The sequence below is a fragment of the Mesorhizobium sp. M1169 genome (genome assembly GCF_040318345.1).
Taxonomy (GTDB): domain Bacteria; phylum Pseudomonadota; class Alphaproteobacteria; order Rhizobiales; family Rhizobiaceae; genus Mesorhizobium.
Genome location: NZ_JAMYME010000020.1, coordinates 57,028 through 72,131, shown reverse-complemented (window position 1 = coordinate 72,131; position 15,104 = coordinate 57,028). Strand labels below are relative to the sequence as shown.

Sequence of the window (15,104 nt, the reverse complement as noted above, 5' to 3'; positions counted from 1 at the left end):
CGTGGCATCGGGCGACGGCGTTGCGTCGGATCGGACCGACGGCAGCGCGCGCACGCCGCCGCCTCCCGCGCGTTCAGGCCGGCGCACGCTGGCCTCCCTCCGCAGCGTCGCTGCGGTAGCGGCTGGTCGAGGTCTGGTAGTACTGCGCGCGGATGGCCGCCATGGCCTCGATCAACGGTCCCCACGGCGCGGGAAAGCGTTCTTCCGCCATCACCCGGTGCAGCATGCGCGTATGGCCGGCCAGCTCGTCGTTGAGGAACTCCACCACAGGCATAGCCGGATAGCGCTGCAGCAGCAGGATGGCCGCGTTGTCGGCCTCGCCGGCCGACCTATCCTTTTCGCGTCCATGCAGATCGTTCTGCAGGCGCCCTATCGCGGAGATGAGCCGCAGGACCTGGCGAAACGCCGGACGCGCGCGCAAGGTCGCCATGTCCAGCCCCCACAGCAACGACAGGCAACAGAACACGTTCGTGTAGGCGATCGAATCGATACCGTTGTGCAGGTACTCGGCGTAGGACCAGCGTTCCGCCCCTGCCGCCTGCGCGTGTCCGGCGCGCAGCGCCGCGCAGTAGCACCGGGTATCGTCGAGAAGCTGAGCATAGTCGCGACGATCGTAGGCGAGCGCGGCCAGCGAAGCGCGCAGCACAGCGCAGCCCTCGAATCCGGGGAACGCGCACGGCACGCCCTGCCCCAGCGCCTGCTCCACCGCGGCGAGCTGCTCCGGCGCGATCAGGCGAAGGTCGTTGCAATCGTCGAGCCAGAACAGCAGCGCCAGTTCGCGATAGAACGCCACGATCAGCGTTTCGTCCTGCGGATCGCGGCCGGTGCGGGCGCTGGTGTCGCGCAGGCTCGGGTGGATGCGCTGCAGGATGTACTGGCCGCCCCTGACCGCCTCCACGGCATGCTCGTCGGCGAACCCGGTCAGGGTACGCCCCCACTCCAGCACCTGCTGCAGCGCGCGTTCGTTCTGGATCATGGCGCCGCTCCTGCTCCCTCGGCCAGGACGCGCCGCCCCCAACGAAGCGCCAGCCACAACCCGGCGAGTTCGGCAACGCGCACCACTCGGGTGGGGCAATACAGTTCCTTGCCGATCCACAGCGGCGTTTGCGGCAATGCATGCGCCGCATGGCGGGCGAGCATCCACTCCAGCGCACGCGCCACCGCCTGCGCGATGCGCCGGCGCCCTGTCGGCTCTTCGCTCCCGTCCATCACGTGCAACGCGAACAGCGCATAGGCGGTTTCCTCGAATGTGGACGCGCGACCGGCGCCCCAGCCGCCGTCGTCACGCTGCGCCTGCATGAGCGCCGCCAGCGCGCGCTCGTCGCGCCACTGGGGCTTGCCTTGCGCCAGCGCAGCGACCGCATGCGCGGTGGGATACAGCCACGAAACGTGCCATTTTTCGTTGTGCCATAGACCGTGCGGGTTGCGATTGGCCTCGACGTAGGCGCTGGTGCGGGCGGCGGGCTTTCCCAACAGTCGCAACGCATGCAGGGCATGGATGTTGGTCGACACCGAGGCATTGCGCTCGCCGGGGAAGGTGACGAACAGCTCGCCGATTTCGAAATGGCGCAACGCATCGACCGAGGGGTCGCGGCCTGCAAGGCGCAGGACGCACATCGCAACGGCGGTATCGTCCGCATCGGCCGCGAAGTGCAAGGCCGGGCCCAGACCGCGCACGCCCAGGCGGGCGTCGAGCTGCGCGACGATCACTTGCACCGCCTCGGCGAGCGCGGGATGCGCGAACAGACCGGCCAGATGCAGGGTGTACAGCGACCAGCATGGCTCGAATACATTGATCGGCCAGACGTTGGGAAAGACACCTTCGATGCCGCTGCGCGTCGCCCGCGATGCCGCCTGCAGATACGCGTCGGCGCGCCCGACCTGAGGGGTGCTTCCCTGTGTCAGGGCGTGCGCACGCCACGCGGCGGTGGCCGCCGGACTGATGCCGATGCTGCCGTCGTCATCCGGGCATGCGGTGGTCGGCGACGTCCCCCAGGCTTCCCAGGAGTGCAGCAACGGATGGCCGCTCGGCAACGTCGCCACCGCCCCCAGCTTGACCAGACACGCTTGCCGCAACGGCAACAGCGCCGGGTGGCGCGGAAACGCCACCCCGCCCAGCAAGGATGCGGCCTCGCCGCACAACTGCGGCAGGATCAGCTCCGCGCCGATCGGCGCGTCTTCCGGCACCGCATGCGCGTAGGGATCGGGCTGGCGCTCGAGGAACCGGGTTGCCGCCTGGACTGCGTCGGCAGCGCCGGGAAGAGGATCGGCACGCTGCAATGCCAGCAACGCCGCCCACGTGGGCGCATGGCGGAACAGCGGGAAGTCCGCACTTCCCCATCCGCCATCGGCCTGTTGCTGCGCGATGAGCCACGCGTATGCGTCCTGCCGACCGGTGACGTTGCCGTGGAACTGCAGAGCTCGCGCCGTGTCGTAGACGGACGGACCGACGCTGCCGCCGTCGCTCATCTCGCTCAGCAGGTGGCGCAATTCGGAAAGGATCTGTTCGGACAGCGCGTTCACGCGGGATGTTCCTTCTGCAGAGGGTTAACGGAGAACCAGGATCGGGCAGACGCCGCGCACGTCGCCGCGGACTCGGACACAGTGCAGCATCCACCGCTGCCGCCGGCCGATCGCAGCAGCACAGGGGCGACTCCATGCGGACGGGCGCGCTCATGCGTATGGCGCGGACAGATACACGTTGGCCCGCTGCAGCATCTGCGCCAACCGTTCCGCACGCGGCCCCAGCGGGGCGATGGCCGCCCCGGCGTCGCGCAACAAATCCAGCGCGAACTGGCGCGCTGCCTGCAGCCCCATGATCGACGCGCAGGTCGGCTTCTGCGCCGCCGCGTCCTTGCCGGGGGTCTTGCCCAGCGTCGCGGTATCCGCTGTCGCGTCGAGAATGTCGTCGACCACCTGCAACGCCAGGCCGAAACAGGCGGTGTACCGATCAAGCGCACAGTACAGCGCAGCGTGCGCGGCATCCTCCGCGATGGAGCATAGCGCGCCCATGCGAACGGACGCGCGCACTAGCGCTCCGCTCTTCATCCGGTGCATCGCCACGATCCTGTCCAGCTCGGCGTGCTTTCCGACCAGCGACAGATCCATGGCCTGCCCGCCTGCGGCACCCTCGGCGGACACGGCCTGCGCCAGTTCGCGCACGAGCGCGATACGGTTGTCGCCCGGCGCATCCAGGCTCGCCAGGGTCAGGAAGGCGTGCGCCTGCAGCGCATCGCCCACCAAGATCGCAGTGGCTTCGCCGAACTTGACGTGCACGGTCGGAAGGCCGCGGCGAAGCACGTCGTCATCCATCGCGGGCAGGTCGTCGTGGACCAGGGTACAGGCGTGCATCATCTCGATGGCGGCGCCGACGTCGTCGAGCATGTGCGCCGGCGTGTCGGCCAGTGCGCCGGCAGCCAGACAGAGCAAGGCGCGGGTGCGCTTCCCGCCATGCAAGGTGGCGTAGCGCATCGCCGCCATCAGCTCTGTCTCACCGTCGTCTTCGGCGCAGAGAAGACGCGCCAGCGCCTGTTCGACCCGCTTTGCGCCGTCCTGCATCCAGATCTCCGGCAGCAGCCTGCCGGATGCGCCGCGCGCCTGCGCACCCAATCCGCCGAGGGCGGAAACGCCAGTTCGGTCGTCGTGTAGCGTGGAACCGGTCTGCATGTTTTTCATGTCCTTGTACCTGACACGAGATGGCCACGGCGGGCGCCAAGCCGCCGCGGTGTTGCCGGTGTCGCACCGAGCGCGTGCGCCGAGTGCAGCAATGCCGCGCCTCGCTGGCGCCGCCGCTGCGTCGCCACACGGGGCATGCGATGCCAGCTCATGAGAAGCCTATGCGGATTGCCATGGACGGATGTGCGGTCGGGTAATAGCGCCGGCCTTTTTCGACGTCGCTCAGCAACTGCGGCCGCACCCCGGCCTTGTGCATGGTCAGCGCCAAGGCGATGCAGAACTGCACCATTTCCAGCCATACCAGGTGGTAGCCGATGCAGACGTGTGGGCCGGTACCGAACTGCAGCATGTCCACCGGCCGGATCGGCTCCGTGCGTTGCAGCCACCGCGCCAGGCGGAACTGATCAGGCGCCTCGTGCAGCAGCGCCGAGGTCGAGAAATGCAGCAGCGGGATGCACAGATGGGTGCCCGCGGGAATGCGCCGTTGGCCGAGTTGCAATCCCTGCAGCGCGCGACGCGGCAGGAGCGTGGTCGCCGGATGCAGGCGCAGCGTCTCGCGGAACAGTGCCTCGGCGACCGGACACTGCGCCAGGTCCGCGTGCCGGGTCGGCACCGCGCCCACGCGTTGCGCCTCCTCGACCAGGGCGTCCCACAGAACAGGCTGCCGCGCCAGCTCGATCACCATCCAGGCCATCGTCGAGGCAGTGGTGTCGTGACCGGCAAGCAGCAGCAATCGGATATTGGCGACTAGGACGTCATCGGAGAGCCCATCGTCGCTGCGGTCGAAGGCGCTCACCATGTCGTTGATCAACCCGGTGCGCGCGGCGTGCGCGCGCGCGTCGCGGACGAACTGGCGCAACTGCGCGTCGATCCAGTCGCGGGCGGCGCGGCCGCGCCGCAAGGGCAGTCCGGGGAGGTCGACCGGGGGCGCGACGACCAACTGCAGCAGTTGCCGGTACTTGCGATGCCATCCCGGCAGGTCCTGCGCGGGGATTCCCATGAGGCTGAAGATGAGCTTGAGCATCAGGTCACCGGTTTCGCGCAGGATGGTTACCTCGCCGCGGGCGCGCCATGCCTGCACCCGCGCCCGGATGACGGGCGCGAACAGGTCGCCGATCCCGGCCTGGGTCAGCCCCTTGGGCAAGAACGCTGCCTTGATGGCATCGCGCGCCTGCCGGTGCGCGCCGCCGTCCTGGGCAACCAACGTTCCGCCAAGCAATTCGGGCGCGATCTCTTTGATCAGCGCCGAGGACACGTCCTTGTGCCGGAGCAGTGCGAACGCATCCGGATGCACGCAGGTCATCAGGTGTCCGGCAGGGCCGAAATCCAGCCAGAAGTGGCTGCCCAGCGTCCGTTCTGCGCGCTGCAGCAGGCGCGGCAGGTCGCAGACAATGGCGGGAAGATGCCCGACCAGGGGGAAAGCGCCAGGCATGACCGGGATGTCGCATCGCAGCCGGTGCCGACGGTTGAGCGGGTTGAGCAGCGTGTCCATCAGCAGCGCGCCGCCGCCGCCGTTTCGGTGTCGCCGGCAGGGCGCGCGGCGCAGCTGTTGCCACCGTCGGCGTATGTCGGCACATGCGCCAGCATGCCGCCATCGATGCACACGACCTGGCCGGTGATGAACGCAGCATCGTCGGAGAGCAGGAACGCCACGAGCGCGGCCACGTCCTCGGGGCGGCCGACGCGCTGCAGGAGCTGGTGCCGGCGCAGATGCCGTTGCATGCACTCGTCCAGCTTGGCGAGGAGACGCTCGGTCATGACGAGACCCGGCGCAACGGCGTTGCAGCGGATCTGCGCATGACCGTATTGGGTGGCGAGCGAAGCCGAGAGCATGTTCATCGCCGCCTTCGACGCGGCGTAGGACGTCTGCGCCGTGTCACCGCTGAGCCCCTGGCACGACGACATGTTGACGATCGCGCCACCGCCGCGGGCGATCATCCGTGGGATGGCCTGCCGGCAGCAGAGCAGCGTGCCGCGCAGATTGGTCGCCATGGTCTGGTCCCAGACTGCCAGGTCCAGGTCGAGGATCGCGCGGTCGCGCGGGGTTAGATGCATGGCGCTCGCATTGTTCACCAGCAGGTCGACCCCCCCGAAGTGCCGCTCCGCCGTCTCGAACAGCGCTGCCACCGCCTGCTCATCGGCGATATCCATGGCTAAGGGCAGCGCGTGGCCTGCTTCGGCCGCGATCTGCGCGGTGCAGGCGATGGCCGCCGAGCCATCAATGTCGGCCACCACCACTCTGCCGCCCCCGCGCGCGATGGCGAGAGCGCATGCCTTGCCGATGCCGGCGCCGGCGCCGGTCACCACGGCCACCTTTCCTTCAAACCGTCCCATCGTGTCTCCTGAATTGCATTGGTCTTTCGCGGCATGCCGCTCGGCCTCCGCCGGAGAAGGCGCAGGGTCGGCGCTGGCGCGCTCGTCATGGCCAGCGTCGCTTTCGATGACCCGAATGGCGCCGACCGGGCACTGGTTGGCCGCAAGCCGCACGGCGGCGTGCAGCGCCTGCGGGACCGTCGCCACGCACACTTCGGCCACGCCGTCCGGTTCGCGCTGGCGAAAGGTGCCCGGCAGCGTCAGCACGCACTGCCCGGTAGTTCCGCACAGATCCTGATCGACCAGGACGCGCATCTCAGCCCTCCTGCCCATGCAGCCGCACCGGCAGCGCGCGGAACGTCCTAAGGAACGCGGAGGGCTCCCGGGTCGGCTGCTCGGCCAATGCCAGCGTGGGGAAGCGCGCCTGGATCCGCGGCAGGCTTTCGGCCAACTGCACCCGGGCCAGTTGCGCACCAAGGCAGAAGTGGATGCCGTGGCCGAAGGTCAGCATGATCTTCCCGTCGATCGACATGCCAGGACTGGTGCCGTAGAACCGCACGGGATCGAAGCGATCGGGATCGGCGAAGGCGTCCGGGTCGCGATTGCCGGCCGCGATCAGCACGCGCACGTCCGCGTTCTTCGGGATCACCACGCCGCCCAGTTCGATGTCGCGCTGGGCGATACGCGGAATGGAGCTGAACATGGCGGGCGCGTCGTAGCGCAGGGCTTCTTCGACGAAAGCCTTCACCCCCACGGCATCTCCCTTCAGCCAGTGCCGCTGTTCGGGATACGCCAGCATCGCCAGGACCGCATGGCCGATGGCCGCGGCAGTGGTGGCGAAGCCGCCCAGCAGCATGCCCCAGAGCATGCTGATCAATTCCGCATCCGACAGCGTCTCGGCATCGTCGTCGTGTGCGCCGACCAGCATTGACACGATGTCGTGGCGGGAATCGGTTCGCTTGCGCTGTATGAGGTCGCCGAAGTAGGCCTGCACCCTGGCGCTGGCCGCGTCCCCCGCGGCGAGTTGGGGATCGCTGGCGTGCGGGCTCAGGCCTTCCAGAATGGCGCTGATGCCGGTGATGAGCCCGAGAATGTCGTCCGGGGGCATGCCGAACAGTTCGCCGAAAACCAGCATGGGCAAGGCCAGCGCGAATTCCCGATGCAGGTCCACTGCCTCCCCGCGCTCCAGTGCGGGCGCCATGCCGTCCAGGCGCGCTGCGACAATGCGAGCGATGGTCGGCCTCAGCTTGTCGATCTGGCCGATTGTGAAATCGCGCGAGATCAGCCGGCGCAGACGCGTATGCGTCGGAGGTTCCTTCATCGCTAAAGTGGACGCCAGCAAACTTAGCGACAGGCTGGTCGCCGCACGCGGGAAATAGCGCGCCAGTTCGCCTGGTGCCGGCCCCCGAAAAGCATCGCCCGTGGCCTTGAGCGCCCAGTAGATGTCGGCGTGGCGGCTCAACAGAAAGAGGCCCGACGCCGCGCGATGCACCGGATCGTGCTCGCGCAACCACCGCATGAACGGATACGGGTCGTGGATGCACGCTGGCGACGCCAGTTCGGCGAAGGCGTCCCGGCATGTTGCCGTGGTTTCTTGCACGTCCATCTTGGTTACCTGTTGGCTGGCTGATCTGACCGGCGCGCGCCAGGCGCGCCTGCAATTGCGGAGAAGATCGCGATTCCCGGCAGCGTCCGCGCATCACCAGAGCACCGGGAACTCCTCGAACCCGCCAGTGATGATCTCCTTGCGCAACTTCAGTTCTTCGGGCGCCACGGCCAGGCGCAGCGCGGGAAAGCGCTGGAAGATCGAACCGAACACCACCTTGAGTTCCAGCCTGGCCAGCGCCAAGCCGATGCAGTAGTGCGGCCCGTAGGAGAACGCCAGGTGCGGGTTTTCGTCGCGTCCGATGTCGAAGATTTCCGGGTCGTCGAAATGGCGCGCATCGAACGACGTCGCCGGCAGGCCGACCAGCACCTTGCTCTCCGCGGGAATATGCACGCCCGCGATGGTCACGTCGGTCCTCGGATAGCGCATGATGCCGTCCCAACCCGCGCCCGGCGGGTACATGCGCAGGATTTCCTCCACCGCCTTGTCCACCAGAGATGGATCGCCGACCAAGCGTTCGCGCTGTTGCGGATGGCGGAACATGGCCAGCAGGCCGAATTCGATCTGCGCGACGGTGCTCTCGTGCCCCGCCACCAGCATTCCCGCCGCCAAGCCGATCGCCTCTTCCTCGGTCGCCTTGCCCTGGTCGACCGCCGCGAGCAGATCCGTCAGCAGGTTGTCGCCCGGATTCTGGCGCTTGTCCCGCATCTTGCCGCGAATGTAGGCGCGCAGTTCTTCCCAGGCCAGGCGCGACGTGCTGCGCGGGCCGCTTTCATGCTGGTGCGTCATCACCTCGTCGGACAGCCCGGCGAAAAAGGCGTGATCCTCGTAGAGCACGCCCATCAGCGCGCTGATGACCATGGCAGGAAGCGGAAAGGAGAGGTGGCGCCGCAGGTCGGCGGGCTGGGGCTGGGCCGCCAGTGTCTCGAACAACTGCGCGGCGATCGCCTCGACCTGCTGCTCGAGCAGCTTCACCCTGCGGTTGCTGAAGGCCGGCGCCACGATCGTGCGTAACCGGGCATGCTCGCCCCCCTCGTGCGAGACCAACCACCCCGGCGATCCGAGAATCACCGAATCCGGGGTGAATGCCGCCGGCGGCATTCCCGAGGGCCGGAACGCCGCGTCGGACAGCACCGCCTTGGCCTCGTCATAGCCTGTCACCCACCAGCCTTCGTGCCCGGACGGGAAGCGCACGCGGTGGATCGGACCGTTGGCGCCTAGCGCCAACATCTCGGGCGAGGGCTCGATGTGATCGACGCGCCACATCGGCAGCGTCGGCAAGGGTTGTTCGGACATGGTGGCACTTCACTCTCTAAACGGTGGAAGGGCGGAAGGTGACCGGCAGGCGCTACGGCAGCGAATGACCTAAGGCATACAGATGACGTCCTCCGAAGGCCGGCCTGATTATCAAGATCGGCCAACGTGTACTGTCTAGGCACATCGCGCGGCGAGATGCAGAACGTTATCCTGCACCTTCGAGGTCAGGATAAAGTCGGTGTGGTGGGCCTTTGACTCGCCGCCGGCCAAGATTTCCGCAAGGGTCGACAAGGGCGGCGCGCTGTTTGGTAAGGGCGGTTTCGCCGAGGGGCCCCTGCCCATAGACGCTATCCGACGCGGATTTGACATTTTGCTTTTCTTTCTTCGTTCCATTCGTGTCATCCACGAAATGAAAGTCGGTCGGCGGCTCCCGGCCCGCAACGAAGGTGCTTCAAATCTCGTGCCAATTTGGCCGACCGAAGAAAAAAGTGATGCTTTTGGCGGCTTGTCCTGAGGCCGGACAAGAGCTCGGCGAAATAGGCCGGCATCGCGGACCAACAAAGCCGACAGAACAGTGTCGGACAGAGCGCCTCGGGCGACCTTTAGGTCGGGCTTGCGACATTCTGGTCCAGTTTCGAACATAAGAGGGCGGCAAACAGACACGATTGGGGAATTCGATCCTAACGGCGCCAGGGCGCTTGCCCAAGAGCGCGCGCTCATGGTTGCTGCGGACAGGCGCGTGTTCGCGATAGCCGTGCCTGCGCACCCAAGAACGCTAGCGGCACACGCTACGCAATGACTGGAGTGCCCGCCAGCCTCAGGTAGTGCATCGGCTCGGCTTCCGGTTCGTCTTTGTCCAGCCGGGGCTGAAGCGCCGAATACCCGCAACCATACAGCATCGTTGTTGCCTGTGTGACGAGGCCGTTATAGCGCGCGCCCGATCGTCCAACACACGGCCTCCGAGAAGAAGGGGGCGGTCCAACAGCACCTCTATTCCAAATGGCACGCCGCTTGCTGCTCCTGGTTAGAGCACCATCAAATCACGATGAAAGCGACTTGTGCCATGCCCGATACGCGAAGCTCCAAGCCGTGGCCTGAAGAGACGGTGCCCGTTCCCGCTGAACAGCGGGACATCGTCTCCTCCGGAAGTCCCTTCTCGGTGGCCGCTTTGCGCATGGCTGGTCCGATGCCGGCACGCCAAGACGGGCCGCTCGCGCAAATGCCGTTTACCGGTTCTGTCCAGCATGTGAGTGCCCAAGAGCCCCGTCAAAGGGTCACGCAAGCCAAGGCCGGCGGGTCACTGCCACATATCCACGACACGCTGAACCAGTCCAGTGACGCGGGTCTGTTGCGTGAAGTGACATTTCAGGCCCCCACATGCTTGCGATATTGGCTACTTCCGGCCGCTATCCCTTTTCCAAACGCACGATCGCGAGTGACCGATCCCGCTTCCGGCGCCATAGCCGTGGAAAGCAAGCGGCTCGACGGTGTCCAACTCGCTCAGATCGATTGCGGTCGGGTGGCCAAGACCAGCCGCCAAGACGTTCCCATACGTCGGCAGGGAAAAAGGAGGTTGCGAGCCGCGAGGTCCTCATTCCGTGCCGGGCATACGAGCCTCTGCTCGGTGTTGCGCCAGCCTCTGCCAGAATTCAGCGCCAGTTTTCTTCTTTAGGAGCAACTTGATGACAGTTCAAAAGAAAGTTCCCTTCGTCACCTTTCTCACGCGTGTTCACGACAAGTCAGTCCAGGGGCCAAATCCATATCGCTGGCAAGAAAAGACATCTGACGACTACTTTGCCGGCAAGCGGGTCATCCTGTTCTCGCTGCCTGGCGCCTTCACGCCGACCTGCTCGACCTACCAATTGCCCCAGTTCGAAGAGCTCTATGATGAGTTTGAGAAGGAGGGAATTGACGCGATTTACTGCCTCTCAGTCAACGACGCCTTCGTCATGAATGCGTGGGGGAAGTCCTTGGGCCTGAAGCAGGTCGAGCTCATCCCCGATGGCTCAGGCGAGTTCACACGCAAAATGGGCATGCTGGTCGCCAAGGACAATCTTGGCTTCGGGATGCGCTCTTGGCGCTACGCCGCCCTGATCAACAATGGCGTGGTGGAGCACTGGTTCGAGGAGGAAGGTTTCTCCGACAACTGCGAGGCCGACCCCTATGGCGTCTCGTCCCCGCAAAACGTTCTCGAAACGCTGAAAGCCGCCGTATGACCTAGAATACGTCTCACTGGTGCCATTGCCGGCCCCAAGAGGCTCCTCGACAGGATTATCGCGCTCACCATGCAATCCTCAGCAAGCCTGCTTCAGCGCCAGAAGCAATCCATGGTCGCATCGCCTCAACTCATTGAGTCGATTCGCCTGCTGCAACTGGCGCATACTGAACTGCATCAGTTCGTGGAGCGGGAAATCGAGAAGAACCCGCTCTTGGAATCTGCATCAAACGATGGCGGGCCTTTTGACGATGTTTCGATTTCGGGAGCGGATCAACCTATCGGCCCTGGCGCAAACGCCGTTGAAGGACCGACCGGGGCAGGGTCGCCTGAACGGCTCGGGCAATGGAAATCACTTGGCAACACGACCAACAACCCGCCGGGCAATGGCCCTTCCCTCGACGAGTTTGCCACACTCGCCGAAACATTGCACGACCACGTCGCTCGTCAGATCTCGCTCACTGCGTTCACACCACAGGAGCGGCTGATCGCTGGCCAGCTTGCCGCCGATCTGGAAGACACTGGCTATCTTCGGGCAAACCTTTTGGAGCTGGCCGAGAGCCTGAATGTCCGTGAGGCTGTTGTGGAACGGGTTCTCGGAACCTTGCAGCAATTTGATCCACCGGGAGTTTTTGCGCGAAGTCTCAGAGAATGCCTCGAGATCCAGTTGCGCCAGCGAAACCGGCTCGACCCGGCAATGGCAGCTTTGGTTGCCAATCTTGAAATGCTTGCGCGACGCGATTTTGAGGCACTGAAGCAGCATTGCGGCGTCGATGAAGAAGACCTTCTCGACATGATGCATGAGATTCGGGCGCTCGATCCCAAGCCTGGGAACCGATTCCAATCCGGTGCGTCTGAATCAATCATACCCGACGTCTGGGTCACGCCCTCGCCGCAAGGCGGGTGGCAGATCGAACTTGATCCCGCCACGCTGCCGAAGCTGCTGATCAACCAAAGCTACTATGCCGAAGTCACGCGTCAAACTGCCCAAAATTCGAAAGATCAAGCATTTCTCGACGAATGCTTGCAAAATGCGAACTGGCTAATCCGCAGCCTCGATCAGCGCGCCAAGACCATTGTTAAGGTTGCGGCTGAAATCGTGCGTCAGCAGGATGCCTTTTTGGAACATGGCGTCGCCCACCTGCGGCCTCTCAATCTTAGAACCGTCGCTGACGCGATCGGCGTGCACGAGTCGACGGTAAGCCGGGTGACCTCGAACAAGTACATGCTTACCCCGCGCGGAGTCTTTGAACTGAAGTATTTTTTCACCGTCGCGATCGCGTCCTGCCAAGGCGGCGATGCGCACTCCGCCGAAGCTGTCCGGCATCGGATCAAAGCGATGGTTGCCGCAGAATCTCCCGGCGACGTGCTTTCCGATGAGGACATCGCTGCCCGGCTGAAGGAAACCGGCATCGATGTTGCACGCCGCACCGTCACAAAATATCGCGAAGCAATGAACATCCCCTCCTCCGTGCAACGCCGCCGGGAAATGCGCTTGTGTTTTTAAATTTGGGTCAAGGCAGCCAACATCACGTTGCATTGCATCAAAGTGGAGACTTCGTTCATGACCCAATCCGCGGCAGGCGTCGTGGACGCTGTTCTGCACGACTCAGAAAAGCCCGTCCCACCGTCTGGTCCCGCATGGGGTGCGGTCATTTCGCTTTCCTTGGGCACCTTCGGGCTGGTGACCGCAGAGTTTCTGCCTGTTAGCCTGCTCACGCCGCTCGCACATGATCTCGGTATCACCGAGGGAGCGGCTGGACAGGCGATGACGGCGACCGCTATCGTCGGGGCGATCTCGGCGCCGACGGTGGCCATCATCACAAAGCGCCTGGACCGCAGGATCGTCATGTGGGCGATGACGCTGCTGCTGATCCTGGCGGACGTTCTGGCTGCCGGCGCGTGGTCGCTGGCGGTTCTCCTGACTGCACGCGTCGTGCTCGGCATAGCGCTCGGAGGCTTCTGGTCGATGTCGGCAGCACTGGCGATGCGGCTCGTTCCAAGCCACCTCCTGGCGCGCGCTATGTCGATCATCCTCACCGGCGTTTCGGTGGCTACCGTTTGCGCAGCTCCAATCGGCGCTTATGTCGGCGATATCTGGGGATGGCGAAGCGCCTTCATGCTCGCCGCAGTCGGCGGCGCGGCTACACTGCTGGTGCAACTCATAACCATTCCGAGACTGCCTCCGATTGGAGTGGCTAGCTTCCGCAGCCTGCTGGATGTGGCTAAGATTCCGATGGTCAAGGTCGCGATTGTGGTCGTCCTGCTTGTCGCTTCCGGCCACTTCGCCGGAATCACTTATATCCGCGCCTTCCTCGAGAAGATTCCCGCGCTGGACGTCGAGACGATCTCGCTTGTGTTGCTTGGTTTCGGCATCGGCGGATTCTTCGGCAATTTGGCCGGCGGGCTTCTGGCCGAGTACAGTCTCAAGGCAGTCGCGGCCCTTGCACCGCTGCTCATAGCGATAGCCGCTGTTTCGCTGCTGACGGCGGGAGCATCGGCCTTCGCCTCGGCGATTGCGGTTGCCGCATGGGGGTTTGCCTTCGGCGCGGTGCCGGTGGGATTACAGACGTGGATGGTGCGGCGGGCCGTTCCCGAGCAGGCCGAAAGCGCCGGTGTGCTGATGGTCGTAGCATTCCAAGTGGCAATCGCAGCCGGCGCGATTTTCGGCGGACTATTGGTGGACAATGCCGGGGTTACCAGTGCCATTGCCTACAGTGCTGTTGCCACGTTCATCGCCGCCCTGACAGTGTTCCTGCTCGGCCCGAAGCGCGAAACCTAGACCGCCTGACAGTAGAGAGGTCTCAGCAGCGCAGGGGGACGAGAGATGCAAACGCATGCACGGCGCGGCGCGATCCTTCGCTTGCATGGACCAGCGGAAGCGCTCGCCGGCTCCACTTCCGGGCCATGGCGACCTTCGCCGCCCGACACGTGAACCTCGCCGGCACCGGTTTCCATTTGGCGACGGTGAGCGCTGCCGGCGCGGGAACCCTTGCTGGCCGTCATATCCTTCACAACAAGCCGGCATTCTGGGCAAGCGACAGCTACGCGCCGGCCATGCCCGTCAGAACGCCGGTGACGATGCCACTCGATAGCGCAGACAGGTCGCGAATTGCCAGTCGTGTCAACGGCGGCCGGATTATCGTCGACCGCGCGTACCTTGTTTCGGCCGCAGACTATCGTTCGTCACCTTGATGATGTTGACCACATAGCCTAGGAGCTATATATGACTTGGGAAGTCGTTTTTGGCGATGAGTTCGATGGAGTTCGAGGCGTTGCACCAGACAGTCCAAGATGAGGTATTGGCCTCGGCTAAGCTGCTCGGTGTGTTCGGACCCCAGCTGGGGCGAGCGTATGCGGATACCTTGAATGACTCGTCGTTCGCGAACATGAAAGAACTTCGCTTCGACGCTGATGATGGTGTCTGGCGGGTTGCGTTCGCATTCGACCGGAAGCGGAAGGCGATCCTGCTCGTCGCCGGCGATAAGTCGGGCGTGAGTGAGAAGCGCTTCTATAAAAGTCTGATCGCCAAGGGGGACAAGCGCTATCAAGGGCATCTCGACCGTTTGGCGGCGGCGAAGAAGGAGAAGAAGTGATGGGACGCAAGCTTGACGACCTAATCGCTGCGCTCCCCAAGGATCGTCGGGAGCGGGTCGACGCGCGTTTCGAAGAGTTAAGGGGAGAGGTCGAGAGTCTCGGCGATTTGCGGCGTGCCGCTGGAAAGGCCCAGGCCGAAATCGCTTCGGTCCTCAAGATCAAGCAGCCTTCGGTCTCGAAGATCGAGAAACAAGCCGACATGTACTTGTCTACTCTTAAAAGCTACGTCGAGGCGATCGGGGGGCAACTCGAACTCGTCGTTCGCCTTCCCTCGCGCGCGCCCCTCCGTATAGAGCGGCTCGGCGACGTCGTGGCTCCCAAAGCCGTCTCCGTGCGTAGTGTTAAAAGAGCGGCAGGTGGACGTAATCGCACAAAGGCCGCACGCGCCGGCTGACCTCACTCTGTTTCGGCTAAAGACTACCGATGGGGCGAGATGGTCTC

At 64.7% G+C, this 15,104-nt stretch carries 14 protein-coding genes and 1 pseudogene; 7 read left to right on the top strand and 8 right to left on the bottom strand.

Going from position 1 to position 15,104, the window contains the following annotated elements; genetic code table 11:
- Positions 1-73: 73 nt before the first annotated feature.
- The 8 genes and pseudogenes from NKH41_RS19900 to NKH41_RS19865 all read right to left on the bottom strand — a co-directional run bounded on the left by NKH41_RS19900 (position 74) and on the right by NKH41_RS19865 (position 8,890).
- A complete protein-coding gene (locus NKH41_RS19900) occupies positions 74-976 on the bottom strand; it encodes a terpene synthase family protein (RefSeq protein WP_352933444.1) in 903 nt (300 codons plus the stop codon).
- The gene (locus tag NKH41_RS19895) at positions 973-2,523 is read right to left on the bottom strand and encodes a hypothetical protein (RefSeq protein WP_352933441.1); all 1,551 of its coding nucleotides are present in this window, start codon (positions 2,521-2,523) and stop codon (positions 973-975) included. Before NKH41_RS19895 ends, NKH41_RS19900 begins: the two co-directional genes overlap by 4 nt.
- A gap of 150 nt (positions 2,524-2,673) precedes the next feature.
- Positions 2,674-3,666: a polyprenyl synthetase family protein gene (locus NKH41_RS19890; RefSeq protein ID WP_352933504.1), complete on the bottom strand. Its 993-nt coding sequence runs from the start codon at positions 3,664-3,666 to the stop codon at positions 2,674-2,676.
- Positions 3,667-3,823: 157 nt separating this feature from the next.
- The gene (locus tag NKH41_RS19885) at positions 3,824-5,167 is read right to left on the bottom strand and encodes a cytochrome P450 (protein ID WP_352933438.1); all 1,344 of its coding nucleotides are present in this window, start codon (positions 5,165-5,167) and stop codon (positions 3,824-3,826) included.
- Entirely contained in the window at positions 5,167-6,009 is an 843-nt protein-coding gene (locus NKH41_RS19880; RefSeq protein WP_352933501.1) for an SDR family oxidoreductase, read from the bottom strand. The genes NKH41_RS19885 and NKH41_RS19880 overlap by 1 nt, the downstream gene beginning before the upstream one ends.
- A gap of 168 nt (positions 6,010-6,177) precedes the next feature.
- Positions 6,178-6,303 (bottom strand): annotated as a pseudogene (locus NKH41_RS19875) (ferredoxin); the annotation flags it as partial.
- A 1-nt stretch (position 6,304) separates the two neighbouring features.
- The gene (locus tag NKH41_RS19870; RefSeq protein WP_352933435.1) at positions 6,305-7,594 is read right to left on the bottom strand and encodes a cytochrome P450; all 1,290 of its coding nucleotides are present in this window, start codon (positions 7,592-7,594) and stop codon (positions 6,305-6,307) included.
- 93 nt (positions 7,595-7,687) lie between these two features.
- On the bottom strand, positions 7,688-8,890 hold the full coding sequence (locus NKH41_RS19865) for a cytochrome P450 (protein WP_352933432.1): 1,203 nt from the start codon (positions 8,888-8,890) through the stop codon (positions 7,688-7,690).
- A 199-nt stretch (positions 8,891-9,089) separates the two neighbouring features.
- On the opposite strand from NKH41_RS19865, the gene NKH41_RS19860 reads away from it, so the two are divergent.
- The 7 genes from NKH41_RS19860 to NKH41_RS19830 all read left to right on the top strand — a co-directional run bounded on the left by NKH41_RS19860 (position 9,090) and on the right by NKH41_RS19830 (position 15,057).
- Positions 9,090-9,365: a hypothetical protein gene (locus NKH41_RS19860; RefSeq protein ID WP_352855532.1), complete on the top strand. Its 276-nt coding sequence runs from the start codon at positions 9,090-9,092 to the stop codon at positions 9,363-9,365.
- 1,168 nt (positions 9,366-10,533) lie between these two features.
- Positions 10,534-11,067, top strand: coding sequence for a peroxiredoxin (locus tag NKH41_RS19855; RefSeq protein WP_352933429.1), 534 nt, complete (start codon positions 10,534-10,536; stop codon positions 11,065-11,067).
- A 69-nt stretch (positions 11,068-11,136) separates the two neighbouring features.
- Positions 11,137-12,573, top strand: a complete 1,437-nt coding sequence (rpoN, locus tag NKH41_RS19850; protein WP_352933426.1) for an RNA polymerase factor sigma-54 — start codon at positions 11,137-11,139, stop codon at positions 12,571-12,573.
- A 57-nt stretch (positions 12,574-12,630) separates the two neighbouring features.
- Complete coding sequence (locus NKH41_RS19845) at positions 12,631-13,848, top strand: MFS transporter (protein WP_352747970.1); 1,218 nt, start codon at positions 12,631-12,633, stop codon at positions 13,846-13,848.
- Positions 13,849-13,973: 125 nt separating this feature from the next.
- On the top strand, positions 13,974-14,261 hold the full coding sequence (locus NKH41_RS19840) for a hypothetical protein (protein ID WP_352933423.1): 288 nt from the start codon (positions 13,974-13,976) through the stop codon (positions 14,259-14,261).
- A 56-nt stretch (positions 14,262-14,317) separates the two neighbouring features.
- Positions 14,318-14,662: a type II toxin-antitoxin system RelE/ParE family toxin gene (locus tag NKH41_RS19835; RefSeq protein ID WP_352780314.1), complete on the top strand. Its 345-nt coding sequence runs from the start codon at positions 14,318-14,320 to the stop codon at positions 14,660-14,662.
- Positions 14,662-15,057, top strand: a complete 396-nt coding sequence (locus NKH41_RS19830) for an XRE family transcriptional regulator (protein ID WP_352747975.1) — start codon at positions 14,662-14,664, stop codon at positions 15,055-15,057. Before NKH41_RS19835 ends, NKH41_RS19830 begins: the two co-directional genes overlap by 1 nt.
- The last annotated feature ends 47 nt before the right edge of the window (positions 15,058-15,104 follow it).

Coding starts and splice junctions, on each gene's coding strand:
- NKH41_RS19830 (WP_352747975.1), top strand. CDS start 14,662: ATGGGACGCAAGCTTGACGACCTAATCGCTGCGCTCCCCAAGGATCGT.
- NKH41_RS19855 (WP_352933429.1), top strand. CDS start 10,534: ATGACAGTTCAAAAGAAAGTTCCCTTCGTCACCTTTCTCACGCGTGTT.
- NKH41_RS19870 (WP_352933435.1), bottom strand. CDS start 7,594: ATGGACGTGCAAGAAACCACGGCAACATGCCGGGACGCCTTCGCCGAA.
- NKH41_RS19840 (WP_352933423.1), top strand. CDS start 13,974: ATGGCGACCTTCGCCGCCCGACACGTGAACCTCGCCGGCACCGGTTTC.
- rpoN (WP_352933426.1), top strand. CDS start 11,137: ATGCAATCCTCAGCAAGCCTGCTTCAGCGCCAGAAGCAATCCATGGTC.
- NKH41_RS19845 (WP_352747970.1), top strand. CDS start 12,631: ATGACCCAATCCGCGGCAGGCGTCGTGGACGCTGTTCTGCACGACTCA.
- NKH41_RS19885 (WP_352933438.1), bottom strand. CDS start 5,167: ATGGACACGCTGCTCAACCCGCTCAACCGTCGGCACCGGCTGCGATGC.
- NKH41_RS19890 (WP_352933504.1), bottom strand. CDS start 3,666: ATGCAGACCGGTTCCACGCTACACGACGACCGAACTGGCGTTTCCGCC.
- NKH41_RS19865 (WP_352933432.1), bottom strand. CDS start 8,890: ATGTCCGAACAACCCTTGCCGACGCTGCCGATGTGGCGCGTCGATCAC.
- NKH41_RS19900 (WP_352933444.1), bottom strand. CDS start 976: ATGATCCAGAACGAACGCGCGCTGCAGCAGGTGCTGGAGTGGGGGCGT.
- NKH41_RS19835 (WP_352780314.1), top strand. CDS start 14,318: ATGAGTTCGATGGAGTTCGAGGCGTTGCACCAGACAGTCCAAGATGAG.
- NKH41_RS19880 (WP_352933501.1), bottom strand. CDS start 6,009: ATGGGACGGTTTGAAGGAAAGGTGGCCGTGGTGACCGGCGCCGGCGCC.